This window comes from Acetobacter senegalensis (assembly GCF_001580995.1).
Taxonomy (GTDB): domain Bacteria; phylum Pseudomonadota; class Alphaproteobacteria; order Acetobacterales; family Acetobacteraceae; genus Acetobacter; species Acetobacter senegalensis.
Map to the genome: position 1 here is coordinate 1 of NZ_LHZU01000103.1, position 26908 is coordinate 26908.

General features: G+C 55.8%; 22 protein-coding genes and 1 tRNA gene. 11 read left to right on the top strand and 12 right to left on the bottom strand.

Going from position 1 to position 26908, the window contains the following annotated elements; genetic code table 11:
• Nucleotides 1-44: 44 nt before the first annotated feature.
• Complete coding sequence (locus AD948_RS03500) at nt 45-383, bottom strand: ArsR/SmtB family transcription factor (protein WP_061470734.1); 339 nt, start codon at nt 381-383, stop codon at nt 45-47.
• Between the two features lie 96 nt (nt 384-479).
• Here AD948_RS03500 and AD948_RS03505 point away from each other — a divergent pair, with 96 nt between their 5' ends.
• Entirely contained in the window at nt 480-1571 is a 1092-nt protein-coding gene (locus tag AD948_RS03505) for an NADH:flavin oxidoreductase/NADH oxidase (protein ID WP_058986968.1), read from the top strand.
• A gap of 89 nt (nt 1572-1660) precedes the next feature.
• Here the strand turns inward: AD948_RS03505 and panB are convergent, their stop codons facing one another.
• Nucleotides 1661-2476 carry a 3-methyl-2-oxobutanoate hydroxymethyltransferase gene (gene panB / locus AD948_RS03510; RefSeq protein WP_061470736.1) on the bottom strand — a complete coding sequence of 272 codons (816 nt, stop codon included), beginning with the start codon at nt 2474-2476 and terminating at the stop codon, nt 1661-1663.
• Between the two features lie 165 nt (nt 2477-2641).
• On the opposite strand from panB, the gene AD948_RS03515 reads away from it, so the two are divergent.
• Nucleotides 2642-2727: transfer RNA gene (locus AD948_RS03515), tRNA-Tyr, on the top strand.
• A 509-nt stretch (nt 2728-3236) separates the two neighbouring features.
• On the opposite strand, the gene AD948_RS03520 is transcribed toward AD948_RS03515, so the two are convergent.
• A complete protein-coding gene (locus AD948_RS03520) occupies nt 3237-3494 on the bottom strand; it encodes a hypothetical protein (RefSeq protein ID WP_061470738.1) in 258 nt (85 codons plus the stop codon).
• A gap of 1269 nt (nt 3495-4763) precedes the next feature.
• Here AD948_RS03520 and AD948_RS03525 point away from each other — a divergent pair.
• The 5 genes from AD948_RS03525 (at nt 4764) to AD948_RS03550 (ending at nt 12348) form a co-directional block, all read left to right on the top strand.
• Nucleotides 4764-6788: an esterase/lipase family protein gene (locus AD948_RS03525; protein ID WP_061470764.1), complete on the top strand. Its 2025-nt coding sequence runs from the start codon at nt 4764-4766 to the stop codon at nt 6786-6788.
• Nucleotides 6785-7834 (top strand): Lnb N-terminal periplasmic domain-containing protein, encoded by a 1050-nt coding sequence (locus AD948_RS03530; protein ID WP_211264426.1) that lies wholly within the window; start codon nt 6785-6787, stop codon nt 7832-7834. The genes AD948_RS03525 and AD948_RS03530 overlap by 4 nt, the downstream gene beginning before the upstream one ends.
• A 15-nt stretch (nt 7835-7849) precedes the next feature.
• A protein-coding gene (locus tag AD948_RS03540) for an IS3 family transposase (protein WP_156478910.1) occupies nt 7850-9036 on the top strand; the annotation gives its coding sequence in 2 pieces (ribosomal slippage) (nt 7850-8120 and nt 8120-9036; 1188 coding nt in all).
• Nucleotides 9037-9256: 220 nt separating this feature from the next.
• The gene (gene tcuC, locus AD948_RS03545; protein ID WP_006559443.1) at nt 9257-10606 is read left to right on the top strand and encodes an MFS transporter; all 1350 of its coding nucleotides are present in this window, start codon (nt 9257-9259) and stop codon (nt 10604-10606) included.
• 44 nt (nt 10607-10650) lie between these two features.
• Nucleotides 10651-12348 carry an OprO/OprP family phosphate-selective porin gene (locus tag AD948_RS03550; RefSeq protein WP_169797381.1) on the top strand — a complete coding sequence of 566 codons (1698 nt, stop codon included), beginning with the start codon at nt 10651-10653 and terminating at the stop codon, nt 12346-12348.
• A gap of 170 nt (nt 12349-12518) precedes the next feature.
• Here the strand turns inward: AD948_RS03550 and AD948_RS03555 are convergent, their stop codons facing one another.
• On the bottom strand, nt 12519-13112 hold the full coding sequence (locus AD948_RS03555) for a recombinase family protein (RefSeq protein ID WP_061470745.1): 594 nt from the start codon (nt 13110-13112) through the stop codon (nt 12519-12521).
• A gap of 209 nt (nt 13113-13321) precedes the next feature.
• Here AD948_RS03555 and AD948_RS03560 point away from each other — a divergent pair, with 209 nt between their 5' ends.
• A complete protein-coding gene (locus AD948_RS03560) occupies nt 13322-15214 on the top strand; it encodes a Hint domain-containing protein (protein WP_061470747.1) in 1893 nt (630 codons plus the stop codon).
• Between the two features lie 588 nt (nt 15215-15802).
• Here the strand turns inward: AD948_RS03560 and AD948_RS03565 are convergent.
• The 4 genes from AD948_RS03565 to AD948_RS03580 all read right to left on the bottom strand — a co-directional run bounded on the left by AD948_RS03565 (nt 15803) and on the right by AD948_RS03580 (nt 19630).
• Nucleotides 15803-16624 (bottom strand): SDR family NAD(P)-dependent oxidoreductase, encoded by an 822-nt coding sequence (locus AD948_RS03565; RefSeq protein ID WP_248845907.1) that lies wholly within the window; start codon nt 16622-16624, stop codon nt 15803-15805.
• A 75-nt stretch (nt 16625-16699) separates the two neighbouring features.
• On the bottom strand, nt 16700-17590 hold the full coding sequence (locus AD948_RS03570; protein WP_006560008.1) for an S-methyl-5'-thioadenosine phosphorylase: 891 nt from the start codon (nt 17588-17590) through the stop codon (nt 16700-16702).
• Entirely contained in the window at nt 17577-18446 is an 870-nt protein-coding gene (locus tag AD948_RS03575) for a cytochrome c1 (protein ID WP_061470748.1), read from the bottom strand. The genes AD948_RS03570 and AD948_RS03575 overlap by 14 nt, the downstream gene beginning before the upstream one ends.
• Nucleotides 18443-19630, bottom strand: a complete 1188-nt coding sequence (locus AD948_RS03580) for a cytochrome b (protein WP_061470750.1) — start codon at nt 19628-19630, stop codon at nt 18443-18445. The genes AD948_RS03575 and AD948_RS03580 overlap by 4 nt, the downstream gene beginning before the upstream one ends.
• A 267-nt stretch (nt 19631-19897) precedes the next feature.
• On the opposite strand from AD948_RS03580, the gene hemF reads away from it, so the two are divergent.
• Both hemF and AD948_RS03590 read left to right on the top strand, forming a co-directional pair.
• Nucleotides 19898-20812, top strand: coding sequence for an oxygen-dependent coproporphyrinogen oxidase (gene hemF / locus AD948_RS03585; RefSeq protein WP_061470752.1), 915 nt, complete (start codon nt 19898-19900; stop codon nt 20810-20812).
• Nucleotides 20813-20936: 124 nt separating this feature from the next.
• On the top strand, nt 20937-22064 hold the full coding sequence (locus tag AD948_RS03590; RefSeq protein WP_156478911.1) for a hypothetical protein: 1128 nt from the start codon (nt 20937-20939) through the stop codon (nt 22062-22064).
• Here the strand turns inward: AD948_RS03590 and AD948_RS03595 are convergent.
• The 4 genes from AD948_RS03595 to AD948_RS03610 form a co-directional block, all read right to left on the bottom strand.
• On the bottom strand, nt 22029-22721 hold the full coding sequence (locus tag AD948_RS03595) for a Smr/MutS family protein (protein WP_408736052.1): 693 nt from the start codon (nt 22719-22721) through the stop codon (nt 22029-22031). The two genes, AD948_RS03590 and AD948_RS03595, sit on opposite strands and share 36 nt — an antisense overlap.
• Nucleotides 22722-22732: 11 nt before the next feature.
• Complete coding sequence (locus AD948_RS03600) at nt 22733-24151, bottom strand: cytochrome-c peroxidase (protein ID WP_061470767.1); 1419 nt, start codon at nt 24149-24151, stop codon at nt 22733-22735.
• A 127-nt stretch (nt 24152-24278) separates the two neighbouring features.
• A complete protein-coding gene (locus tag AD948_RS03605; RefSeq protein WP_006560133.1) occupies nt 24279-25127 on the bottom strand; it encodes a DNA-methyltransferase in 849 nt (282 codons plus the stop codon).
• Nucleotides 25124-25804, bottom strand: coding sequence for a Tim44/TimA family putative adaptor protein (locus tag AD948_RS03610; RefSeq protein ID WP_006560134.1), 681 nt, complete (start codon nt 25802-25804; stop codon nt 25124-25126). Before AD948_RS03610 ends, AD948_RS03605 begins: the two co-directional genes overlap by 4 nt.
• Before the next feature lie 176 nt (nt 25805-25980).
• Here AD948_RS03610 and AD948_RS03615 point away from each other — a divergent pair, with 176 nt between their 5' ends.
• Entirely contained in the window at nt 25981-26499 is a 519-nt protein-coding gene (locus AD948_RS03615) for a histidine phosphatase family protein (protein WP_006560135.1), read from the top strand.
• Nucleotides 26500-26908: the final 409 nt, after the last annotated feature.

Genomic DNA, 26908 nt, shown 5'->3' on the forward strand with positions numbered 1-26908 from the left:
TCACGGCTCACGGCTCACGGCTCACGGCTCACGGCTCACGCATGTCAGGAAGCGGGCTGAGCGCAAGCCTCTAACGGTATATTTTCGGCCGCATTCAGCACGGAAGCCAACAAACCGGGAAAGCGGGCCTCCAGTTCAGCATCACGCAGACTGTTCATGTGGGCGGTGCCTACCACCTCCGTCCGCACAATCCCCGCCTTCCGCAGCACCATGAAGTGATGAGAGGTAGAGGATTTGGGCCGCCCGGCCTGTAGCGGCGCGCAGGGCTGAGGCTGAACCTGCGCCAAGCTGCGCACCACGAACAGACGATACGGGTCCGCCAATGCGTGCAGGACTGCCGTCAGTTCAAAAGCGTCAGCCGGAGGGTGCTCATATTGCTTCATACCGTCTCCTTACTGTCAGCCTCTTGCAGGTTTCAATAGTTCGATTATAGTCGAACTATACATTCTCCAGAATGAGCCCAACAAAAGGTGTTTTTCATGGCTGGTCTTTTCGACTCCTATACCCTCAAGGACATCACGCTGCGCAACCGCATCATGGTAGCCCCCATGTGCCAGTATATGGCGCAGAACGGGGTACCGAATGATTGGCATAGCGTGCATTATGCCTCTCTGGCGCGTGGTGGTTCCGGCCTTGTGGTGGTGGAAGCCACTGCGGTTTCTCCGGAAGGGCGCATCACGCCGGGCTGCCTTGGCTTGTGGAATGATGAACAGGCTGCCGCCTTTGCTCCCATTGTGGAAAGCATCCGCAAGGCGGGAGCCGTGCCCGGAATCCAGATTGCCCATGCAGGCCGCAAAGCCAGCGCGAATGTGCCGTGGGAAGGCGATGATCATATTCCGGAAAATGATCCCCGCAGTTGGCAGACCATTGCTCCCTCCCCCGTTGCCTTCGGGGCCAACCTTCCCCGCGTGCCCCACGAGATGACGCTGGATGATATTGCACGCGTCAAAGCCGATTTTGTCAAAGCTGCAGAACGCGCACGGGATGCCGGTTTCCAGTGGCTCATGCTGCATTTTGCCCATGGGTATCTGGCGCAAAGTTTCTTTTCCGCCCATTCCAACCAACGGACAGACCAGTATGGTGGCTCCGCAGACAATCGTGCGCGCTTTCTTATTGAAACACTGGAAGCCGTCAAAACGGTCTGGCCAGACAATCTGCCGCTTTCCGCCCGCTTTGGGGTCATTGAGTTTGATGGCCGGGATGAAGAAACATTCCGGGACTCCATCAGCCTTCTTCAGAAACTTCGTGCGTCAGGGCTGGATTTTCTGGATGTCAGCATCGGCTTTTCTACACCGGAAGCCAAAATTCCGTGGGGTCCAGCGTTCATGGGCCCATGGGCACGGCGCGTGGGTGAGGAAACTGGCCTTCCTGTTTCCACATCCTGGTACATTAGCGAAGGCAGGCAGGCCGATGCTTTGATCCGCACCGGCGGCCTGGAGATGGTTTCCATCGGGCGGCCCCTGCTGGCCAACCCGCACTGGCCTTATGCCGCAGCGCGCGCCGTGCATAACAAGGAAGCCCCCGCTCTGCTGCCAAAATCTTACGGCTGGTGGCTGGCGCGTTACCAGTAAACCGCACGCCTTCCGCTGTGCTCTGACAGAGTAACATCCCAGAACCATGCCGGTAAAACTTTCTCCCCTGGCATGGTTCTGATCTTAACTTAGCTCTTGGGCATTCCCACACACTGTTCGGGCCCCGGAAATTCACGGCTACGCACCGCTTTTGCATAGGCAGCAGCAGCCTTATCTACTTCTGCGCCCAGATTTCCAAACCGCTTTACAAAGCGGGGCGTGAAATCAGAAAACAGACCGAGCATATCCTCGCCAACAAGCACCTGCCCGCCACATGCTGGTGATGCGCCTATGCCAATAGTCAACACTGGCACGGCCTCGCTAATGGCGCGCGCTACCGGCTCCATGGTGCTTTCAATCACAATGGCAAACGCTCCGGCCTCTGCCACGGCTTGCGCATCCTGCATGATCTGCTCGGCCTCATCCCCTCGCCCAACGGTCCGGAATCCGCCATGCGTATGCACGGCCTGCGGTTTGAGGCCAATGTGCCCAATGACCGGAATACCGCGCTGGGTGAGGAAATGGATGGTTTCCGCCATTTCTACGCCCCCTTCCAGCTTGACGCATCCCGCTCCTGTTCGCGCCATGATCTCGGCAGATGTCTGAAACGCCTGCTGCGGGCTTTGCTGGTAAGTGCCAAAGGGCAGATCAATCGCCACACACGCCTGCTGGCTGCCACGCACCACAGCCTGCCCGTGGGCAATCATCATGTCCGTGCTGACGCCCAATGTTGAGTCCATGCCGTACACAACCATTCCCAGCGAATCTCCCACCAGCAGAAGATCACAATGGGGGTCCAGCAGTTTGGCCATGGGGGTTGTGTAGGCCGTCAGGGCCACAACAGGCGTTTCCAACGCCGCCAGCGAGCGCGGAGTATGCCGTTTGGCCGCAACATGTTTGCTCAAAAAAGTTTCTCCCGCTCAAAAAATCAGCAATCCCCGCACCATCACCGAGAAGCGGACACTCTGTCCAGCCGCTCAAGACAAAGTTTTTTGGAGAAAGAGGAAAGAGAATGAAAACAGGCCATTGACAACGCTCCCCCCTGCCTTTAGTTCACTCCTCAACAAGTCGGAAGGGTGCCCGAGTGGCTAAAGGGGGCGGACTGTAAATCCGCTGGCGTACGCCTACGTTGGTTCGAATCCAACCCCTTCCACCATTTTCCTAAAATCTCGAAAAATCATCCCGTTAAAGATAGCGGTTAGTCTTTGCGTCTTCCGTGTCGGTCGCTATCTGTCGGTAATCTTTGTCCATATGTGAAGATAGCGCAGACTCGTTCGCAACAGCGCCTCTCTGATGCGAGGCTTGAACGGGATAGAAACGCGTGCCCGGAAAGCGTTTTGCGCCTCTTCTACTGATCCTCAGGCACACGACATCGGCCTCATCGTCCACCTACCGCTCGAAAGATCGAACAAAGACATCGCACGGGCTTACCATGACGACAGTCTCAGGCGGCATTACGCATGCAAGCCGCGTTAATTAAGAACCTCAAATCTAAGAATTCATCGCCAAGCACTGAGTGCCTCAAATGGCGGCCCGGATTGCGCCACACAATAATCTAAGCACATTCTTAAACAGAGCCTGAACAGCCAACATACGGGGTAGAGGCAACCTGAAAAGTCTGTTCAGTCTGCCCGACGGCTCTTTGAGGGTTGATATATTGGTTTCCTATCCCGCCAATCCTGCCAATCCTGCCAATCCTGCCAATCCTGCATCAACAAACCTTCTATCCATCGTTTCAACCTTAAAAACGCCTCTCCAACGCTTGACTACTAATTTTTCAAATAGCTTCCTGTTGGATATCTCAACATTAACTCCCCCGTCCCGCGTTCTCACAGAACCCAAAAAGAGGAGATGAGAAATAATGTTAAAGGCGATAACGATTTTAATAGAGAAAGCTTTTTCCTCGCGGAAAATTTTACCCAATAAATAAAAGATGCTGCTGCAAATAAGAAAACAGGAAATTTTATGGAATGAGAGACCCCGATGCTATCCTGTAAACACATCCGACAGCGCTGATTTTGCCGCTGTTATTTTCAGAGATAGCGGTCGCTCAACCTCACTGCACGCTTGCTAGCGTTTCCAGTTGCCGCACCATCAACCAACTCATGTCTCCTGATCTCGGAAAGAAAATGAAGCTGTTTTTAAAAGAATCTCCTTACTTTACGGATCACAGACATTTTTCAGCACAGAAATTGCGATGGCGTATTGAGGTGGACTACCAACCCCTAAAATAAGCCTTGGCGATATGTCCGTCTTTACCGCCTGCCAGTATCATAACTGCACATCACGGGCTGGACTTATCTTCAATAACGCCGATGCAATAGAACTGATATTTATATATGAACCAGAACGGGTTGACCCAAAAACATTCCACCCAACATCATATAAAATAGATGTTTATAGCGACAAGACCAAAGCGATAGATACGAACGTCATCCGTGGGATAGTCGCTTCAGATTTAACAAAAGACAACATAAGACTGACGGATATTGGTATAAAAATACATTATCTTTAAAAAATGACAGATATTTCCGAAACAAAGCAGGACAAGCGCCAACACGCAGAAAAAGCCTCCGCCAAGACATTTTTCTCAGGGCACCAGGCTCCTCATCCCTGTTTGGTCTTACCCACATCACCCTGTTACACAGGACCCAGGAAAACTTCATAGCAGGGCTTGGCAGGTTGGGTGGACAAGAACCCGGTTTGACCGTTTATAACCCTGCATAGTCATTCATCATTCCGTGGCTCTGTTACAAGCTGCCTCTCTGGCTGCTTGATGAGTCTGCGCTTGAAGGGCTGACGAAGGATTTTTGAGGCCGAAAAGGAAAAAGAATGAGGTGGTTTAGATCTCGCATGCTCTGCCGTCTTCTGGGACACAAATGGTCTGCGTGGCAGCGGCAGCGCTCGTGGGATGGTAGCCACGACTTCCTCTTCCGGCACTGCACCCGGCAAGGCTGCCTGGCGACAGAAAAGAAGGCTGCTGATTCAGCATAAAGCCTTCCTGTAAGAACCGCGCGTGAACCCATCTGCTGGAGCCTGACACTCTTCCACCCAGTGAAGGCATGCCGTGTCCGCTGCTGCTCTGTGGCCTGCAACGCTGTCACTCTGACCGCCGGGTGACGGAAAAGCCTAAAAGGGATACAAAGGGGCCTGCCAGACACCCCTTTCTACTTCCTGCCCTGCGATGTGCCCGTGATCAGACGCCTCCGCCTTTCGTCAAGAACCGCCGCCTATGGGGCAACCCTGTTTCTGCTTGCCGGATGCACATCCCCGATTTCTGTCCATGAAATGTCCCTGCAACGCGCCTACATGGACCGGTCCCGCAGTGCGCTGAACGGCGACCTGCTGAGCAATACAACCCACACCGTCCTGCAACGGCAGAACCTGCTGAAATTGTGGGAGACGCAGCCCACCCGGACAATCGCTACGCTCCGCGCCATGACGCAGCGGCATTTTTACGCCCATAAACTGGAAGATCAGCTTTTCGCGCTTGCAGAACTCAGCTACCAGCGCGCCCGTAAAACGCATGATCGGGCTCAGTTTATGGCGGCGGCCCTTTACGCTTATGCCTATCTGAATCCCTCTGCCCCGGAAGCTGATCGCCCCAGTGGATATGATCCTCATTTCCGGCAGGCGTGCGATATCTATATGTTTGCCCTTACGGAAGCTCTTGGTGCCCCCATCACGCTTTCTGCCCAACGATGGACCCTGTCATATGGCACGCTGGATGTAGAAGCCTCCGCCACCCCTTTCCAATGGCACGGCCATTCTCTTACAGATCTGCGTCCCTTGGCGCGGTTGTCCATCAAGGGGCTACAAAACATCTATCGCCATGTCGGGCTGGGAGAACCGGTGGCGGGCCTTCCTCACCTGACGCAGCAGGAAAGCCGCTCTTTCCAGATTACGGATAAGCTCCGCGTTCCGCTCAATCTGCAACTGGTCATGACCAACCCACGCCAGCAGGTGCTGGCCGATGTGCAAAGAGCCTCGCTACATCTTGCGGCCATTGATGACCCGGAGCCATCCCCACCGCAGGAAGAGAGCACGCCCCTCCAATATGATCAGACCGCCGCCCGAGGGCTCAGCCTGAACGAGGCTATGGATTGGTCTACCGAATACAAGGGTTTTCTGGACGGGCGGCTCTTTGACCAAGGGAGCATTCCCCAGCTTATCACCATTGAACCGCACCAGCACGGGCACCGGCCGGTTATTCTGGTTCACGGCACAGCATCCAGCGCCGCCCGCTGGGCGGACATGATCAATGACCTGCTGGAAGACACTGAAATCCGCCAGAATTACGAATTCTGGCTGTTCTCCTATGCCACTGGCAACCCTATCCCTTACTCTGCCCTGCAACTCCGCGAGGCGCTGCAACAGGCCGTCAGTCAGCTTGGCGGCGTGCAGGCCGACCCGGCACTGGGAGAAATGACCCTGATTGGCCACAGTCAGGGTGGGCTGCTGATCAAGCTATTGGCCATTGATGCGGGCGATAAATTATGGGACGGCATGATCTCCCGCCCGCTGGATAGTCTTAATCTGTCCGCCAACAGCAAAACCCTGTTGCAGGAGGCACTTTTTCCCAAACCTCTCCCTGAGGTCAAAAGTGTTGTGTTTATCTCCACACCGCAACACGGCAGTTATATAGCCGGGTTTTCACTCGCGCATCTAGTGGGACGGATGGTCACGTTCCCCATAACGGTTACGGAAGTAACCAAAGCCGTTATGGAAAGTGATCCCAACATTCGGCGGCTGAACATGCGCCCATGGCGCGTTGGCAGCGTATACGGCATGTCCCCGCACAGTTCCTTTATCCGCTCTCTTGCCACCATTCCGGTGGCAAACCAGATCACGGCGCATTCCATCATACCGGTGCTGGGTGATGGCCCGCTGGACAAGCAGAATGATGGTGTTGTGTCTTACAAAAGCGCGCACGCGCCAGATGTTGATTCAGAACTGGTGGTGCGCCGATCTGGCCATTCAACGCAATCCAACCCCATTACCATTGCGGAAGTTCGCCGTATTCTGCTGGCGCAGTTGCACAATGGCTCCCGCCCACCACAAACTGCCGAATTGATAACCCGAAACGATATCATGACCTTGGGGGGCGAGTATGTACCCACAACACGCACCCATATGGCTGCGCCCCAGAATGATAATCAGCCAACCACGACAACATCCCCTGCCCGCACAGGCAAGAGCGTGAGGCCAACGCCTTGACCCGCTCTGGTCGATCCCGCCACCCATGGATACACCGGCTGAGTGTTATCGGCGTTCTGTGTGTAGCGCTATTTGGGGCCGCCGCCTTTTATTATTCCACGCTTGAACCAGACGTGCTGCGCATCATGCTGACATTTCTGTTTCCGGCGTTGGTGGGCTGCACATTTTTCGTTTCCTCACTGCGTCTGAAAATTGCTGCCCGTATCATCCTGTTTGGCGGATTTTTTCTCTGGTATGTAACTGATCCCCCGCAAAACAACCGGGACTGGGCGGGGGAATACGCCATCCCTGCCGATGTCTCCATGGAAGGGCGCATTGCCCACGTCCACCATGTGCGCAATTTCATTTACCGCACGCCGCAGGACTATACGCCCCGTTATTATGATGCCGATTATGATCTGGACAAACTCACATCCCTTGACCTGATTACCTCTTACTGGGCAGGAGAAACCATTGCCCATGTGTTTCTCAGCTTCGGGTTCAGTGATGGCAAACATCTGGCCATTTCCATTGAAACCCGCAGGCAGAAGAAATTTGCCTATTCCACCATTGCCGGTTTCTTCCATCATTACGAACTGTTCTACGTAACAGCCGATGAACGTGATCTGATAGGCGTACGAACCGATATCCGCAAAGAGCGTGTTTACCTTTACAGGGTCGCTCTTTCTCCGCAGGCAAGGGAGCGGCTCTTTACAAGTTACTTGACCGAAATAGATCTGCTGGCTCACCACCCCGCATGGTACAATACGCTAACCGATAACTGCACCACGGGTATTCTGACACGGGCGCAGGCCAAGCTGCGGTACCGGCTGGACTGGCGCATATTGTTGAGCGGCTATACGGCCTCTCTCGCCTATGATCTGGGGCTTTTACAGACAGATGGGCTGGATTTTCCTACCCTGAAACAACACAGCCGCATTACCCGCCCTGCCAATGCAACACCAGAAGAAACATATTCCGAGGACATCAGGAAAAACCTTCCTGTAATAACACCCAGAGGTGGTCCCCATTTTTCGGACAGGGCGATAAGCTATCATCTGGCCTGAACGAGGACGGGTTTTATGGGTAAGGTTACGCGGAAACGGTATGCGGCAGAGTTCAAGTCACGGGTTGCGCTGGAGGCGATCCGTGGGGAACTGACGCTGGCGGAACTGGCTTCGAAACATGGCGTGCATCAGACGATGATCGCCCAATGGAAACGGCAGGCGATCGAGGGCATGGCAAGCCTTTTTTCTGGTAAGTCAGTAACGGAACCTTCAGTCAGCCCTGCTGATGTAGAGAAACTGCACGCCAAGATCGGCCAGTTGCTGGTGGAACGGGATTTTTTGCGGGATGCCTCTGCTCGGTTGGGCGTGATCAGAGGCGGCAGATGATTGACCCGAAGAGAGCATGCCTGCCGATCATCCGGCAGTGCACGCTGCTACAACTCAACCGGTCGGGCGTTTACTATCGGCCTGTGCCACAGAGCGAGGCCAATCTGGAGCTGATGCGGCTGATCGACGCCCAGTTCCTGGAAACGCCCTATTATGGCTCACGGCAGATGACATGGCATCTGCGCCGCCTGGGACATGAAGTGGGCCGCAAGCGGGTCCGGCGGATCATGGCGATCATGGGCCTGCGGGCGATCTACCAGAAGCCGCGCACGACCGTGCCTCATCCGGAGCATCGGAAATATCCATATCTGCTGCGGGATCTGGTCATCAATCGGCCTGACCAGGTCTGGTGTTCCGATATCACATATATTCCCATGAAACGGGGATTTCTCTATCTCGTGGCGATCATGGACTGGTTCACGCGCAAGGTCCTGTCCTGGCGTCTATCGAACACGATGGACGTGGAGTTCTGTATCGAGGCGCTCCGGGATGCGCTGATGCGCTACGGCACCCCGGAAATTTTCAATACTGACCAAGGGTCACAATTCACGACGCCCCGTTTTACCGGGCTCCTGGAAGAGCGTCAGATCCGCATCAGCATGGATGGGCGCGGTCGCTGGCTGGACAACGTGTTTATCGAGCGTCTGTGGCGGTCGCTGAAATATGAATGCGTCTACCTGCACGCGTTCGAGACCGGATCAGAGCTGAGGGCCGGGCTTGGCAGATGGATCGCCCATTATAACGAAAGGCGTCCGCATACGGCGCTGGCTGGACGTACGCCCGATGAGGCGTATCATGACGTGCCGACATCATCTGGTCCGGGGTTAACCCCGGACCAGATGGCCAACAGCAACGCTGTCAGAAGGGCGGCATAACGACAACCGGGTATAGCTTATCAAGCCCGCAAAACTGTCCGAACGGACGGGACCACCTCACCCTGATACCTTTTCTGTTGGTGCGCATAACACACAGTTGAGGTCATTTTCCTGCGCTCGGCTCATTTTAATGAAGATTATACTATTTATCTGTGCTTATGCTGCTCGCTTCGCCCTGTGAGGCGGGCTCAATAACAAAAAGCATCAAGATAAATGAGTCATGACACAAAGCAGCAGCACGACCTTGGGTAGCCTTCCCGAAACACACACCTCTCTTCATGGAGATACCCATGCTCCGGCCGCCTCCCCCATGACCATGCGAGAACGCATGAAAGCCGCCGCACAGGTGGCGAGCGGCAACATGCTTGAGATGTACGATTTCATGGTGTTCGGCTATTATGCCGCCGCCATTGGGCGCGCCTTCTTTCCATCCACAGATCCTTATGCGGAACTCATGATGTCCTTCGCCACTTTTGGCGCAGGTTTCCTCATGCGGCCATTAGGCGCTTTGCTGCTTGGCGCCTATGTGGACAGAATTGGTCGGCGGAAGGGGCTTATCCTTACCCTTACCCTCATGTCCATTGGCACCCTCACGCTTACCCTCACGCCGGGTTACGCCGCCATTGGTATTCTCGCCCCCCTGCTGGTGCTGTGCGGGCGATTATTGCAAGGGTTTTCCGCCGGGGTGGAACTGGGCTCGACCTCCGTCTATCTGGCGGAAATTGCACAGCCACATAACCGGGGCTTTATTGTTGCGTTTCAGTCCGCCTCCCAACAGATTGCCGTCATGGCGGCGGCAGCCATTGGGGTAGCTTTGGCCTCCGTTATCTCGCCACCAGACATGGCCGCGTGGGGGTGGCGCATCCCGCTGCTGATCGGGTGCCTGATTGTGCCTGTCCTGTTTTTCCTGCGCCGCAATCTGCAAGAAACAGAAGCCTTCGCCACAACACACAAGCCGCCCCATTTTTCAGAAATTGTGCAGACCATTGCGCGCGAATGGCGGGTTGTCTCCATCGGGCTGCTGATGGTGCTTATGACCACCACCTCCTTTTACGTCATTACCGCCTATACGCCCTCTTTTGGCAGTGCTGTTCTGCATCTTTCCACAACGGACAGCCTTGTTGTCACGCTATGCGTGGGACTGACCAACTTTTTGTGCCTGCCGTTATTTGGTGCAGTATCAGACCGTATCGGGCGCAAAAAACTGCTGATTACGTCAACTGTTCTGGCTATTCTGACGGCTTATCCAGCCATGAGCTGGCTGGTGGCTTCTCCGTCCTTCCTGCGTCTGCTGGCGGTAGAGCTTTGGCTGGCCGTTCTCTACAGTGTCTATAATGGCGCGGCGGTTGTTTATCTGACGGAAATCGTGCCGCCACGCATCCGCACAACCGGCTTTTCCATGGCGTACAGTCTGGCAACCTGCGTGGGTGGCTTTACGCCCACAGTCTGCACATGGTTGATTCATGCCACGGGTAACCGCGCCATTCCCGGTGCATGGCTTGCCTTGGCCGCTTTGTGCGGGCTTGCCGCCAGCCTGATGGCACGCCCCTACGCCAAGACATCTCAATGATACCCGTCCGCCACACTTTTTCTTTTCTTGTAGCAGATACCGCCATGCGCACTCGTATTACCCTCAGCCTGGGCATGCTCGGCCTGGTCGTCCATCCGCCACACGCATCCGCTGCCACAGCCGATCCGGAAGTGCAGGAACTGACACGCCTTGTTAAAATGCAGGCCCAGCAGATTCATGAACTTCAATCCCGCCTTTCAAAAGTGGAGAAAAATGCGGTACATATCTCCACTGCCACCCATGGCACGGCAGCAGCGCATAATGCCCCACTGGAGCCCCCAAAACCGACCTTTCGTAGCCCTGCTTTCTATCCGCCGTTCTCCGTTGCGCGCACATCCCCTACACTGAAATCCGGCCCTGTCGAACCCGTCAAGTTTGCCGGGGATGAGCCCGCCAAAGGCAGCCCGCTTTATCTTGACACCCGCAGTTCCACCTATCCGCTGCTTCCGGCTGCTCCGGGCACCTTTGGGGCAATCTCCAACATGCCATCCGGCTCGGCTCCGGTCATGGGCGTGGCATCCCAGATTCCCACTTCCAACCGCAGCACCACCGTTGGCGGTCTGGTTCTGAAATGGGGCAAGGGCCTGCCGGAAATCACCACGCCGGACAACGCCTACTCTTTCCGCATGCGCGGCCGTATTCTGGCCGATTATGGTGCGGCCTTTGGTTCCCGCTTTCCCGCACAGAATGTCTCCCGCACCACGCTGCGCGCGGCACGCCTTGGCGTGGAAGGAAACGCCCATCAGCTTTCCTGGGTTTTTGAAGGTGATTACGCCAACAATCAGCTTTCAGTCGTAAGCGCCTTCATGACGTGGAGCGACAAGATGGCGGGGCATCTTGTTGAATACACGCTGGGCAACAAGTTCAACGAGCGTTCCTTTGATGGCTCCACCGGGTCTGATCAGACCGTATTTCTTGACCGTGATCTTGTTGCCAGTGCGCTTCTCCCGGTCAAAGGCTGGTACGGTCTTGGCGGTGCCTTCAAGATTTTTGGAAGCAACTGGCATGTTGCCACCCAGATTACGGGTGATGACGTCAATAGCGCCAACGTAACCAATAACGTGCGGGATGATCTGACCTACATGCTGCGCACCCATTACATTCCGTGGCGAAGCAAAAAAGCTCTTATTCATCTGGGGGCATGGGGTTTTTATGAAGATGTCAAACCCGCCGCCACATTCTCGCAAAGCGTACGCCTACTGGCCCGGACAGATGACGCATTCGGTCTCCAGTTTGGACCAATGGTACCCCTTGCCAATTCCATGGCAGGCGGCGTGGAGGTTTTCGGCATCTGGGGGCCTGCATGGGGATTGGTTGAATACGGCGCGCGCCATATGAAGCTAAGAGATACCGTGCCAGGATTGACACTCAGCCCGCGTAATCTGGGCGCACAAGGCACGGAACAGGCCTTCAGTTTTCAGACTGGAGCGTTCCTGACAGGCGAGACCCCCAACTACTTTGCCCATACGGGCCAATGGGCCACACCGCGCATCCTCCATCCTGTTGCAGATGGCGGAATTGGCGGATGGGAAGTTGCCGCCCGATGGGACTGGATTGATGCGACCTCCATCCCCACAGGCGGCCGCGCCTGGACAGCCACCATCGGCGTAAACTGGTATCTGCTCAGCTTTGCGCGGCTGATGCTGAACTACACCCATGCCGATGTCACCAACAAAACCGGCAACTACATTGGCCCCAACAGCGGCAATATTATTGGCATGCGCTCCGCCGTAACGTTTTAGAACTGTTTTTGACAATCTGCTCGAGTGGTCTGGTGATCTTTTGTTTACCCCAAAGAATTTTACCAGACCGCTCCCACCCAGATTGGTGAATTCCGTAAACAATAAAGCTAACGCGTCATAATCTGCAAAAGTTGCTTACAAAATCATCTTTCTTCAAAAGCAGCTTCTGCTCAGCATGAAACCGTGAGTTTCCTGTGGGCATGACTATCTTTCCCGCTCGCAATACGAGAGACCGTGCTGTCACTGATCCCGAATGCACTTGCAATGGAATGCAGTGCTTCCCCTTCTTGTCGCCGCATTGCAATCTCCTGCCGCTGGGCATCAGTAATCCGCCGAGGACGGCCCATACGCCTCCCCTGTTCAATCGCTCTGGCACGCCCTTCAGCCGTTCGGATGCGGATCAGATCACGCTCCACATCAGCTAGACCACCCAGAACCGCAAGCATAAGGCGGCCCGTACTGGTAGCCGTATCAACCCATGGCTCCGCCAATGAGTAAAACCGCGCTTTTTTCTGGGTAATATCCCTAACAATACCAAACAGATCAAATGTACTGCGTGCCAGCCTGTCTATGCGGGTAACCACTACGGTGTCCCCCTCCTGCAAGGTTTGCACCATTTTGCGTAACTGAACGCGCTGACCGTCCGCCCCGCTCGCCTTCTCTCTGAAAATTCGTTTGCATCCAAATTTTTTGAGAGATTTTATTTGTGTATCAAGGGTTTGCCCTACCGTACTGACGCGTGCGTAGCCCACTTTCCGGTCCATACTCTCAACTCATATCCTTACTTAACCCAAGCAAGGAACGCACGAGCTTCTTGCTTAATTCCTGAGTTGCGCAAGCCCGAATCTAAGGGCTGCAGAGGTTAACAAACCGTTAAGATTACTAGCTCGCCCAAATTGTTAATGCAACAAAAACATAAATCCGATCGGAAAATCTTAACGAAAAAAATTTGCGCAACTCAGGAGATCGGAAAATGACGACTTATGACTGGGTCAGCGGGAATGGTAATTTCAATAATCCATCTATGTGGAAAGATTCTTCATCTGGAACGATAGCGCCTTATGACCCCAACGGACAAAACCCTGTTGTCATTAATACGGACAGCAACATCACCATAGACACAACGCCTTATACGTATTCAGATCAATGGAATAACGTTTATACAGATGCTACAACCACGCCTGAATCAGTCACATTTGAAGGTACAGGAACTGTCACCGTAACAGGTTCTAGCGGCATTACCTCGTACGGCACCATTACGCTCGGGACTGATCAAACCGTCATATTAGACGGCACTCAAATGTCAGCCAGCAAAACAGTTTCTGGTGGTACGATCAAACTAGAAAATGCTGCAAACCTCTCGGTCAATACGTCTCTCGACACAACGGTTATTGACTTTGGCGGGAATTCAACGGGAAGCGGCCATAATACTGTTACTTTAGGAAGTGGTTCTTATTCTATAAGCAAGATTACAAATTTTAGTCCTGATGATTCCATCGTCATCAAAAATCAGTACGGTTACACAAATGTTGAATGGATAAAAACAGGAACAAATACGTATTCGCTTGTTGGTGTCGATCAGTATGGAAACACATCTTCATCTTCCGGGATGAACTATATTGTGAAGGATGTCTCCTTCGCACAAAAGACAACTGATTCTTCAGGAAATCCCGTTTATTATACGCCTTCAGATCTTTATGGTGGCGCGCCCGCAAGTGGGACCATTTCTGGAGGGGACTTCGACGGGGATACATATTATTTAGGAAACGGTCTTTCTTCTACAGATGACGACACTATGGTCATCACCTGCTTCCTTGCTGGCAGCATGATCCGCACCGCGAATGGGGATGTAGCGGTTGAAGACATCACCATTGGTGATCAGGTTGTTGCATTTGACTGGAAGAACAACCGCAACATTCTGCGTTCCGTTGTCTGGGTTGGTACGGCCCGTGCGGTGGTGCGGCCGCATCTTGCGGATGATGAAGCAGGATGGCCGGTGCGCGTTCTGAAAGACGCCATTGCAGATGGCGTGCCTTACAAGGACATGCTGATTACTGCTGAACATTGCCTGTTTTTTGAAGACCGGTTTGTGCCAGTGCGGATGCTGGTAAACGGGCGCACCATTTTCTATGACAAATCTATCCTGTCCTATGACTATTATCACGTGGAAACGGAACTTCATTCCGTTATCACTGCTGATGGCATGCTGACGGAAAGCTATCTGGATACCGGTAACCGCTCCTCCTTCCGTCAGGATGGCAAAGTGGCAACTCTGCGCAGCGCAGCGCGGAGCTGGCAGGATGATGCCGGGGCACCGCTGTGTGTGGATCGCTCCTTTGTGCAACCTCTGTTCCATGTGCTGGAACATCGTGAAAAGAGCATTGAGCAGGCCCTACCCGCACCGGAAAAAGCCGCTCTTGTGCATGACGCCGACCTGCGCCTTATAACGGACAAGGGGGCAACCCTGCGTCCCGTGCGCTGCCGGGACGAGCAGTACAGCTTCATGCTGCCGTCTGGCACGCAGTCTGTGCGTATTCTCTCCCGCGCCAGCCGCCCGACGGATGTGATCGGCCCGTTTGTGGATGATCGCCGCCAGATGGGGGTTGCCGTGGGTGAAGTCAGCCTTGTGACCGCAAAAGGTCAGCAGACTGTGGCCACACACCTTCAGGAAAACAAACCCGACGGCTGGCACGCTGACATGGGGTGGAATGGCGTGGCCTGGACAAACGGAAACGCTCTGCTGCCACTGGATGCTCAGCAGGTAGAAGGAGACATGGCACTCCTCTCCCTCACCATCCGCGCTGCTGGTCCTTATCTGGCGGCTGACACCACGAAGCAGGCAGTGCAGGCCACCAGCATCGCCTGATTAGCGTAACATCCGGCCTCTCTGCCGCGGGCCCTGTTCAGTTGAGCAGGGCCCGCTTTGTTAAATGGCTTATTTTCACAATACCTCTTCCCTACGAGGTAAGGGTATTATGTGCATTCGATAGTCTTCTTGATCTTTCTCTTCATGGAGAAAGAGTATTGTTAAAATTTTCCCTTTCAGTGTTTCCTATATTTCATCTGCCTATGGATCATTGTTTGCTGATGATCGAAGCATTCCCTGCGGCATGCTCTTTAAAACACAAAGCTGATTTTTCATGTAAGAATATGGACTTTGAAGGATAGTCTTACGGCAGAAAAGTCCGATCATCGTAAAACATCATATTTTCAAAAGAGGGATTGTCTGCACCTTGGAACAAGTTCAGGAATTATGCTGTATGAAGTCACCAAGCAGAGGCGGGCTTATCAGAGCGAATATAAATGGCGTAACAAAAGAGGCACACGGGAAGAACCGCTGCCAACTGTCATCACACCTGATCATGTAGCCCCGTAAAGCGTTCTGTTTTACCCCGTTACCCACCGTCCGCCGGCTTGAAAAGAGAGCCAGGAAACAACTTTCCCGGCCATAAAATCAGACTGGCGGTTTCTGTTGCGCAGCCAGATATTTTTTCTGACCTTTACGGCCTTTTTTCAAAAGCACTGGCAGAATCAGCCGCCATACACGCGGCATCATCAACATAAGCTGCGCCAGTATACCATCAGAACTGGGGCAGAACACTTCTGCCCGCGGGCGGTGCAGAAGCTGTTGCACAATGGCGGCAATTTCATCTGCCGTGGCAGGAGCCGTTACAAAATTCAGAGGCGAGCCACCGTTGTCAATTTCCCGCCGCAGCATGGGGGTATCAACCGCACCGGGGAACACGGAGGAGACATGAATACCGCTCTTCTGCACATCCTGCGCCAGAGACAACGCAAAACCCCGCAAGCCGAACTTGCTGGCCGTATAAATGCTGCTGCCTTCCAGCGGTACCAGCGCGGCCATGGAATTGATAAACACGACATGCCCACCAGGGGGCAGCAAGGGTAACGCCCGCATGGTCAGCAGAATGGGTGCTTCCAGATTCACCATCAACTGGGCAGAAACACACGCCGTATCCGTGGTGCCCATACGCTGCGGTGTGATCACACCGGCACAATGCACCACAGCCTGCAACGCCACATTCTGGTTGGCCAGATCAGCCACGGCCGCTTCAATCTGCTCAGGCTGTGTCAGATCACACGCAACGGGGGTCACAAAAGGCTGTGCCGTGGGCTCCCCTTTGCGGCTGAACGCCAGCACATGGTACCCTTCCGCCACAAGGCGGCTGACAAGCATGCCCCCAATACCCCCTGCCGCCCCAGTTACCAGAGCCACAGGGCGGGAGTAAGAGTGAGAAAAACGAACTGAAGACATAAGAGATGCTAGGCCAATCTTTAATTTGGCCCAACATTCACTGCTTTGCGCCAACACGCAAGGGAGGCTGACAGATCAGTTTCCCAGAACGCGACCGGCCACCACTTTCAGCTTGCTGATGAGTTCCGGATCACGTGCTTCAGGTGCGGTAATAAGGGCATGTTCAAGCGCACGGTCACACCCGGCGGGGCAAAGGCCACGGGGTTTGCCCAGTGCTGGGATAACCGCCTTTACCAGGGCTTTGGCCTTGGCTGAATTGCCTTGCATGGTTTTCACCACGCTTTCCACTGTTACGTTGTCGTGCTCGGTGTGCCAGCAGTCATAGTCCGTCACCATCGCAACAGTTGCATAGCAGATTTCTGCTTCACGCGCCAAAGTGGCTTCCGGCATGTTGGTCATGCCAATAACCGAGCATCCCCATGTGCGGTACAGTTCGCTCTCGGCACGGGTGGAAAACTGTGGGCCTTCCATCACCAGATAGGTGCCGCCGCGTGTGGCTTCAATGCCAAGCGCTTTGGTCTGGGCTTCCAGCACATCGCCAATACGCGGGCACAGCGGATCAGCCATGGAGATATGGGCCACGCAGCCAGTGTCAAAGAAGCTCTTTTCCCGCCAGATGGTGCGATCAATAAACTGATCGACAATCACAAAATGGCCGGGCGGCAGTTCTTCCTTCAAGGACCCCACGGCGGAGAGTGAGACAATATCCGTCACGCCAGACATCTTCATGGCCGCAATATTGGCGCGGTAGTTCAGACGAGAGGGCGGAATGGGATGGCCACGGCCATGGCGGGGCAGAAACACACACTGCACACCATCCAGCCGACCGAACAGGAGCTGGTCAGACGGTTTGCCCCAAGGGGTTTCAACCGTGCGCCATTCCTTGTCTTCCAGCCCATCAATATCATACAGGCCAGACCCGCCGATAAGGCCGATCACGGGTTCCACAACATTACTTTCGGACATGAGACCAGATTCTCCGTTTCAGGATCACAAGTAGAGTGGCGAGAAAACACAGATACAGCGCCACGCCAACACCCAGCCTGCGCTTGCTGTCCGCATGCGGGTTGGAAACCCACGCCAGAAAGGTGGTGACATCGCGCGCTTCCTGCTCTGCAGTAGCCTGTGTGCCATCGGTAAACACAACCGCGCCATCCCGTAACGGTGGCGGCATGGCGGTACGGTGCCCAATGGCATAGGGGTTGGCAAAGCCGCCCTCCCCGCCCGCCACGGCTGCAGGGTGAGCCCCTCCGACCAAACCTCCGCCAGCAGCGCTCCCCGTCCCACTCTGATGGGACGGCGGGGCGCCATATCCCGTCAGCAACGCAAACACGCGGTCCGGCCCACCGGGATAAACCTGCGTGATACGAGACAGATCAGGCGGCACCGCGCCACGGTTGGCAGCACGCGCTGCCTGTGCGTTGGGATAAGGCTCCGGCAACGCATCATCAGGCTGCGCCTTGCGGTGCTTCAGCCTCCCTTCCGCATCCAGACCGTCAGGCACCTGCCATGCCTCGGCCAGAGCCGCTATCTGTTCCGATGTCAGGCCCATTCCTGCCAGATCAGAAAAATGCACCTGTGTCAGCCCGTGGCAGGACGCGCAGACACCCGCAAAAACGGCATAGCCACGCTGAACGGCGGCAAGATCAAAATGACCAAGCGGCCCTTTGAAAGACCAGTTCTGAACAGGAGCCTGCGCCGGTGCCAACGACTGTGCCCACCCCGCCGGACCATGACCCAGCCCTACGCCCAGCAAAAGCGCCACGCCCCCCCATTTACGGGCCTGCGCAATGGAGGAGGACAATACCTGCGTTCCGGTCACGCACGTTCTCCCCAGTTAGCGAGCTTTGCATAAAACGGCAGGAAACCAAGAAAGTAAGCGTAATATCCCACCGTTGCCAGGCGGCCAACCAGTAGCCAAACGCCCTGTACGTGATGGCTCCCCGCAAGCCCGGCCAATACAAAAGACGCCACCAGAACACTCATTGCCAGCCACGCAAGCCACCGCATACCTGACTTCGGCCCAGTCCATCCCGGCCCGCGATCCAGCCACGGAACACAAAACAGAACCACCACGGCCCCGGCAGACACCAGCAGACCGCCAAACTTGGAAGGCACAGCCTGCAACATTCCGTAAAAGGGCAGGAAGTACCATTCGGGTTCAATATCTGCTGGCGTATGCAACGGGTTGGCTGGTCGATAATTCGCGGGCTCGGTAATCAGGCCCGGCCAGAAGCACATCACCATCGTAAACAACAGTGCCATCACCACAACGCCCAGCGTGTCCTTGATGGTAAAGTAGGGATAAAAAGGCAGCATCCGTGCCGGGGTCTCCCCCTGTGGGCCAGACGGGCTGCTGCTGCCTCTGGCATGCAACACGGCCACATGCAGCACCACGGCTCCCACAATGCTGAACGCCAAGGTGAAATGCAGCACGAACATGCGGTGCAAGGTCGGCGTTCCAGGGGCATCGCCCCCCAGAAACACCCGCTCCAGCAGGGAGCCGATGACCGGCACGGCCCCTACGGCTTTTCCGGCAACATCTGCGCCCCAGTAGGACATCTGCCCCCACGGCAGCACATACCCTGCAAAGGCCGTAACCATGACCATGACCAACAGGGCCGATCCGATCAGCCACAGCCCACGGCGTGGCGCGCGATAGGAACCATAATACAGGCCACGAAACACATGCAGATACAAAGCAGCCATGAAAAAGCTCGCGCCTGTCATATGCAGGCTTCGCAGCAACCAGCCGGATGGCATACGCCGTTCCAACGCCTCGACCGAGCCAAAAGCCAAGGATGCATCCGGCGTATAGGACAACGCCAGCGTAAGGCCGCTAAGGAGCATCAGCCCCAGCACGGCGACCAGCATGGCACCAATAGTCCACAGCAGGTTCAGATCCGCAGGGAGCAGAAACCCCATATAGTCTTTTACAAAGGCCACCACGCCAGCAGCCTCATGCCTCCGGCCTGTCTGGTCCTTGCAAGATGGGCTGCCCTCCATCCGCTCTCTCCTGCTGCATGGGCAGAAAGAACACGCCCCAAGAGAACACGCCCCTCCGCAACCGCCTGATTTTTGGATAGCGCCATTGCGCTACCCTCACTCCGTAAAGGAGGGCGCAACCCTGTGGAAGCAGGGATTTGCGGCATCAGCCTTTACAGCGCCCCCGTGTTTAGCGATGAACAGGGTGATCTTGCAATGATCGCCAAGAAAGCGCACCCCTAGGGAAACTGGCAGAAACCCTGCGTGTGAGAGGATATAAGACCCGGCATGATTCCGACCAAAGCTGTTTCCGTTCCGGCCCACAACGCCCTCAAGGCGGAGGCCCGCACCTGGTTTGAAGCCCTGCGGGACAAAATCTGCGCTGCTTTTGAGCAGATTGAAGAAGACGCCGTGCAGAAGGGCAGCCCCATTCTGGCCGGACATGAAAAAGCAGGCCGCTTTGAACGTAAAAGCTGGGATCGGCTGAATCAGGATGGCACACCCGGCGGTGGCGGCGTGATGGGCCTGATGTATGGGCGTGTGTTTGAAAAGGTGGGCGTGAACGTTTCCACTGTGGAAGGCACATTCAGCCCGGAGTTTGCCGCTACTATTCCCGGCGCTTCAGAAGATCCGCGCTTTTTTGCCACAGGCATCAGCCTTGTGGCCCATATGTGCAGCCCGCTGGTGCCTGCGGCCCATTTCAACACCCGCATGATCATCACGACACAGGGCTGGTTTGGCGGCGGCGGAGATATCACCCCCATGTTTCCGGCGTCCGAGGACGCCATTGATGACGCAGCCCGGTTTCATGCCGGTTTTGAGCAAGCCTGCGCCAAGCATGATCCCGAATATTATCCGCGCTTCAAGGCGTGGTGTGACAAGTATTTCTACCTTCCCCATCGCAATGAACCCCGTGGTCTGGGCGGCATTTTCTATGACCGGCTGGATAGCGGCAACATTGCTGAAGACTTTGCGTTCACCAAGGACGTAGGCCTCGCATTTCTGGAAACCTATCCGGAGATTATCCGCGGCCGCATGATGGAGCCGTGGACGCCGGAACAGCGCGATGCACAACTTGTTCGCCGTGGCCGGTATGTGGAATTCAACCTGCTGCATGATCGCGGCACACTGTTTGGCCTGAAAACCGGAGGCCACACGGAGGCCATTCTGATGAGCATGCCGCCCGAGGTAAAATGGCCCTGATGGCCAGCCCTGATTTTGCCGTGTTGCGTTTTTAAAAGCATCAGGCGTGCAGCGGGCCTTTTCCCTGACCGCGCTATGCCTGCAGAAAATGGTCAAGTATGAGGACCAAAGGGGATTGTACAACGTGCTAGGTCGAAAGCAGACAGAGCAACCCGAACAAAAACACGTCCTGTCCCGCAGGATGATGATGGCCGGACTGTTCTCTGGCCTGTATTCTGTTGCCAGCGTTTCAACCGCCCGTGCCGGGTCCGCCATCCCCGCCCCTCTTATTGTCGCAGGCGTGGCGGAAAGCCAGTGCGGGCAATGGGCCTCTCTGCTCGCACCCATTCTGGCGGACGAACTTCAGTATTCCTCCGCCTTCCCGCTGACCACCACTACCGGGTGGGACGGTGTAACCGGCGCAAATCTGTTTGACACCCAGCAGGAACAAGCCACGCCCCCCGCAGGGCTGATGGTGCCGGGCACCGCTATTCTAGCCGCGTTGGCAGGGGATAGCCGCGTTCATTATGATTATCAGCGCTGGGTTCCTACTTTTCTCAGCCACCAGCCTACTGTTGTGGTGGGCAAGGCCGCGCTGCATCGGTCTGTTGCCAGCATTCTGAAGGGGCAGCCGCTTCGGGTAGGGGTCTCCCGCTATACCGGGCCAGAACTTCCCACCCTGCTGGCCCTTGATCTGCTGGGTATGCGCCCTCTGCCTCTGACTGGTTTTGGCACGGCGGAAGCCGCCTTACAGGCCTTGCGGGCCGGCACGGTGGATGTGATCCAGCTTCCGTTTGATGTCGATTTTTCAGGCCGGATGGCAGCGCTTCAGGAAGACGGGTTTTTGCCGCTTTTTTCCAATGCGCCTGCCAACAGCCCCTTCCTGCGGCAAGGCCTGCCTTTGGATTTCAACACGGTTTTTACGCAGGAACGGCACCGGACTCCCAATGCGCTGCTCTATCAGGCGTGGTCTGCCACAGCGACTGCCACAGCCATAAAAGCCGGATTGATGCTGCCCATTCTTTCTCTTCCGGCCACGGTGGCACAATGGCGACACGCCAGCCAGATCGCTGCTGCATCCCATGATCTCAAGGCCCATGCGCGGGATGAAAACCAGATCGTGCTCACGGGGTCCGCCTGCACCAGCGCCTATGCCACCATGATGCCAGACCTTAGCGTTGTGCTCGCCCTCCGGCGTTGGCTGGCCTTCAATGTGCCCCGGTGGCGGGATGCGCCTTTAGCCCCGGCGGCGGCGCAGCAACACGCGGACTGAGCCCTTGTTCCCCGCATGCGGGTAGGACAGGCCAAGCACCCGGCCGCGAATTTCCGGGCGAGCGAGCCAGTGGGGCAGTTCACGCCGCAAAATGCCGCCCTCCTGCCCGGAGCCAAGGCCGGTGATAATTTCCACGCACCGCAGGCCCCGCACCTGCGCAACATCCATGAACTCCATCAGCCGCCGGAACGCTTCCTGCGCAACCAGCCCATGCAGGTCCAGCCGCCGCTCCACCCGCATGTCTCCCTGTGAAAACGTACGCCAACTGTAATTATCCACGCCGGGATAGCGCTTCCCAATCTCTTCCGTAGGGTGAGGCGCATGTTGCACCCGCACGGCGGGTTGGGCTGGTGGCACAAACAAGGGCACATCAACGGTGCGCATCCGGCGCTTGCGCGGCAGAGGCCGAACAGACGCAAGCGGAGGCACTTCACTCGCCGCTTCAGCCGTAGCGGGCGTTTCCCCCTCGGCTTCCGCACTGGCACCGCTTCCATGCAACGGCACAACATCCCGCATGACGTGGTACCACAGCGTCTTTTCCTCTTCCTGTAACCGACGCCGCTTCACCACACCCTTGTCTCCTGTTGTCCGCGTGCAACCCCATAAAAAAAGCCCGCCTGCAAGTCTATCACCTGCAGGCGGGCCTGTTTCAAGCAAAGAACCGGATATTACTGGGCCATATCAGCCAGAGAACGGCCTTCATATTTACCGGTCAGTGTTTTCAGGAACGCCACGATATCCGAAACATCCTGATCTGTAATGTCATGATCAGGCGTCTGATAACGGGCCATCTTGCGCACAGCCTCATCAAGCGTCTTGGCGCTACCATCATGGAAGTATGGTGCGGTCTGATCAATGTTGCGCAGGGTGGGCACCACAAAACGGAAGCGGTCATCATTATTGTGGGTTACCGCGTAACGCCCCTCATCAGCGTCCGTCACCTTGCCGCCACGGTCTTTGAAGTAATCTCCTTCAAGCCCCATTGCCTCATATGCACCGCCACCCAGTGCAATACCGCTATGGCAACCGGAGCAGCCAATCCGCTTGAAGGTTTCATAACCACGCTTGGCCTGATCACTGATGGCCGTAGCGTTGCCCTTCAGATACTCATCAAACGGGCTATCAGGCGTGATCAGTGTCTTTTCAAACTCGGCAATGGCCGTGGTGATGGTGTTCTGATCAATGCTCGCATTTGGCCCGAAGGCTGACTGGAACAGTTCCGTATATTCCGGATTTGCCTGCAATTTGGCAGCCACACCCGGCCAGTCGTGCGAGCCCATTTCAACCGGGTTCATCACGGGGCCACCAGCCTGTTCAGCCAGATCTGCCGCACGACCGTTCCAGAACTGCGCCACCTTGAAATAGGCATCATAAACTGTTGGCACATTGATGGGGCCTTTCTGGCCGCCAATGCCCGTGGCTGTTGTCAGATGATCCACACCGCCATGGTTCAGATCATGGCAGCTTGCACAGTTCAGCGTGCCATCGCCAGAGAGGGTTTTGTCAAAAAACAACTGGCGGCCCAAGGCAACCTTGGCGGCATCCACCGGCACGGTTTCCGGAACCGGTCGCACAGGTTCGGCTGCAAATTTCTCGGCTGCCCCGGTGTCCGCATAATATTTGCGACGCGTTTCTTCCACCCAGTGCAGAATGGACTGGCGTTCGGCATCAGACAGATGCGCATGCCAGTGCATCAGCAGGTACATGGTGGGGGGCATGCGGTTCTGGGTAATGACTTCCTCAATACGGGAAAGCTGTTCTTCCGTTGGGGGTTTGCCCTGATCAAAGGCTGCCAGCACCGGCTCTATCCGGAAATGGCGCAGACCTTCATGCAGATCTTTCTCCATCAACTGGTTGGCAACGGGCACCTTGAAATAAAAGGGCAGATCCCGGCCCGTAGCGTGACAGTAGTCACACCGCGCCTCACGCAAGGCATTGAACGCGGCCAGAGCAACGGGGTCCTGCTTTGTCGGAGAAGTGGCGGGCAGTTCAGGCGCTGTCACATGGTCGAAATGCGTCAAAAACGCAATTGTCCCGCCATAAGCAAGAACACCCGCCCCGACCAGAGAAGCTATCAATCTACGCAACACCAAAACTCCTGATGATTTTTCAAATAATGCTGGAAAAGCTTTTATTCGTTCTCATCAGGGTTGTGTTTGATACATATCAAACAGTCAAATGGATTATTTTTATCAGAATGATGAAAGTTTTCGATCATCCTTCTTCAGTGCAGAGTTGATCCTCTTCCAGCCGCCTGCGGGCGATGGCCACATAATCCGCATCAATCTCAATCCCCACGCCCCGGCATGCCATCCGTTGGGCTGCCAGAAGCGTGGTGCCGGTGCCCATGAACGGATCAAGCACACGGGCCTCTTTCCGACCATGCAACAGAATACACTGTTCCGGCAGTGCTACGGGAAATGTGCCGGGATGATCAAATTTTTCAGCCCGGTCCCGCACAGTTTCATACGGGATGAACCACGCATCCCCCCGGCATCGGCGGTCCTGTTTGTGGCCACGTCGCGCAATATTGGATTTATCCTTGTACGGCACACCCGCCGTCAGGCGGTCCAGCATCACATCCCCGTTCAGGGTAAAGTGGAACAGGTGCTCATGCCCGCGGTGCAGATACCGTTTGCTGTTCATGGGCTTGAAGTGGCCGAAGCTGTCTTCCCCGACCGAAATGGATTTGACCCACGCAATATGGTTTTGCAGCACAAACAGCGAGCGCAGCCGTACCGCCAGTTCAAACGGCAGCCACGGCTGAGCGGATGATCCTGAAATATTGAGGAAAAACGAGCCATCAGGACGCAGCACGCGCTGCAACCCCGCGGCTACCTCCATCATCCAGTCCAGATAATGGGCTTCTTCCTTGCGGTCCGGATAACTGCGGTAAGACAGGCCAATGTTATAGGGTGGAGAGGTTACCACCACATCCACTGAATCCGCCTGCATGCGCCGCAGTACGCGCAGACAATCCCCACGCACAATTTCCTGCTGCCCAACCTTGTAACGCCGTGACCGAATCGGCGCGTCAGGCTCAGGCCGTCCTGATGCCTTCACGCACTACGCGCCGACGCCAGACGCCAGCTGCTGCCAGCCGTTCCCAGCAGACGCTCGAAGGTCCACAGGTCTGAAAACTCTGTCACGGCATCCATGCCACTGATCGGCTGACCATCTGCCCCCAGAACAAGGCTGATCTGGTCAGACACAATGCGCACATCCACAGAAGCACCCACCCCAACAGCCAGTGGGGTCAGGCGGACATCTTCAATGCCCAAGGACCGAATCGTCTTGATCTCGGTCCGCTGCTTTTCCCCGGCAGCCTCACGGGAGGCAATGGCGGCTTCAAAAGACGCATAGACAGCAGGGGTCAGTCGGTTTTTCAGCGTTGTGCGATCACCTTCCGCAAATGCTGTCACCACCTGCCGGAAAGCTGTCTGCACACCGGCCAGAAACTGCTGCGGCGTGAAGGACGCATCCTGCGCCCGAATATCGGCCAGCAACTGCCCTACGCGGGTTCCTGCAGCCGGAATATCATACTCCACCGCCTGTTCCTGCGGCACGGCTTTGCCATCAATCACCACACCAGCCGGATCAGGCCGGGGGGCTACAGGCATGGGTGCAGGCTGAATGCCAACCCGCCGCCCCAGAACACTGCGCAGCCGCAGAGCCAGAAAGGCCGCCACAAGGGCAAAAAGAATCAGATCGACCGGGAAGTGGCCGAAGGAAAAATCCATCTTTCACATGTCCATTTTCTACGTGGCCGCCCCTTTGGCGCGGTGCACTCAGGAACTGGGCTTTCTTTACACATAGACAAGCCCCCTGCCTGTTACAATGAGCAGCCCGTATCACGCAGCCTTAATAAACGCTGCGCCCTTGCGAAAACCCCTGTTTTCTCACTATCTGCTAGAACATGATCATTCTGCGGCATTGCGAAAGCGAATTCAACCGGCTCTACACCCTTACAGGGCGAGACCCCGGTGTGGCGGACCCCTGTCTGTCTGCTCAGGGGCGCGAGCACGCGCGCCGGCTGGTGCACGAACTTGCGGGAGAACACATTACCCGCATTCTGGTCTCTCCCTTCACTCGTGCGCTGGAAACGGCGGCTCCCATTGCCAAAGCGCTGGGCATTACGCCGGAGATCACACCGCTGGTACGCGAACGCGGCATGTATTCCTGCGATGAAGGCTCTCCGGCTTCTGCCCTTTGTTCTGCATGGCCCCGACTTGATTTTGCGGGTCTGGACGAAATCTGGTGGTCCGACCTGCCGGAGAGCGACCGCCATCTGCAAAGCCGGGTGCAGCGTTTTCGCTCCTTCATGGCGGCACAACCGGCCAGCGGAGAAACACTTGTTGTCTCGCACTGGTGGTTCCTGCTGGGCCTGTGCGGGGACAGTCTGGAAAATGGGGACTGGCGGCACGAGCACCTTTGATCAGGCCAGCAAGCTCGCATTTGAAAGCGGTCAGTTAACCCGTGGCGATACTGACGAGAGAGCAGTTGAAAAGTCTGCGCCATAGCCCGGCAGAGAATTTTCACGTTAAAAAATAGTTTTCAATGCCCCCTGCAGAGCGAAGACAGTAAGCCCCGGAAGTCACCCGTTCCGGCATAAAAAGGCCTGCGAGATCAATCAGGCAGACTTTGAAACAGCCACTTAGTCGCCGCCCCACGCTCTTTTCCCCTTGCAGAGAACGGCAGGAAGTGCCCTCTTTGTCTGGCCCCTGGGCCATTCGGACGGTTGGCGAAGGGACACCATCATGCTACCGCCGAACATCTCAGTATGACCTGACAAGAAAGCTGTTTTTTTCCATGTCTGAATCTGACCAGTCCACCCCGCCCGCCCT

Coding starts and splice junctions, on each gene's coding strand:
- AD948_RS03500 (WP_061470734.1), bottom strand. CDS start 383: ATGAAGCAATATGAGCACCCTCCGGCTGACGCTTTTGAACTGACGGCA.
- AD948_RS03505 (WP_058986968.1), top strand. CDS start 480: ATGGCTGGTCTTTTCGACTCCTATACCCTCAAGGACATCACGCTGCGC.
- tcuC (WP_006559443.1), top strand. CDS start 9,257: ATGACACAAAGCAGCAGCACGACCTTGGGTAGCCTTCCCGAAACACAC.
- AD948_RS03550 (WP_169797381.1), top strand. CDS start 10,651: ATGCGCACTCGTATTACCCTCAGCCTGGGCATGCTCGGCCTGGTCGTC.
- AD948_RS03555 (WP_061470745.1), bottom strand. CDS start 13,112: ATGGACCGGAAAGTGGGCTACGCACGCGTCAGTACGGTAGGGCAAACC.
- AD948_RS03560 (WP_061470747.1), top strand. CDS start 13,322: ATGACGACTTATGACTGGGTCAGCGGGAATGGTAATTTCAATAATCCA.
- AD948_RS03565 (WP_248845907.1), bottom strand. CDS start 16,624: ATGTCTTCAGTTCGTTTTTCTCACTCTTACTCCCGCCCTGTGGCTCTG.
- AD948_RS03570 (WP_006560008.1), bottom strand. CDS start 17,590: ATGTCCGAAAGTAATGTTGTGGAACCCGTGATCGGCCTTATCGGCGGG.
- AD948_RS03580 (WP_061470750.1), bottom strand. CDS start 19,630: ATGGAGGGCAGCCCATCTTGCAAGGACCAGACAGGCCGGAGGCATGAG.
- hemF (WP_061470752.1), top strand. CDS start 19,898: ATGATTCCGACCAAAGCTGTTTCCGTTCCGGCCCACAACGCCCTCAAG.
- AD948_RS03610 (WP_006560134.1), bottom strand. CDS start 25,804: ATGGATTTTTCCTTCGGCCACTTCCCGGTCGATCTGATTCTTTTTGCC.
- AD948_RS03615 (WP_006560135.1), top strand. CDS start 25,981: ATGATCATTCTGCGGCATTGCGAAAGCGAATTCAACCGGCTCTACACC.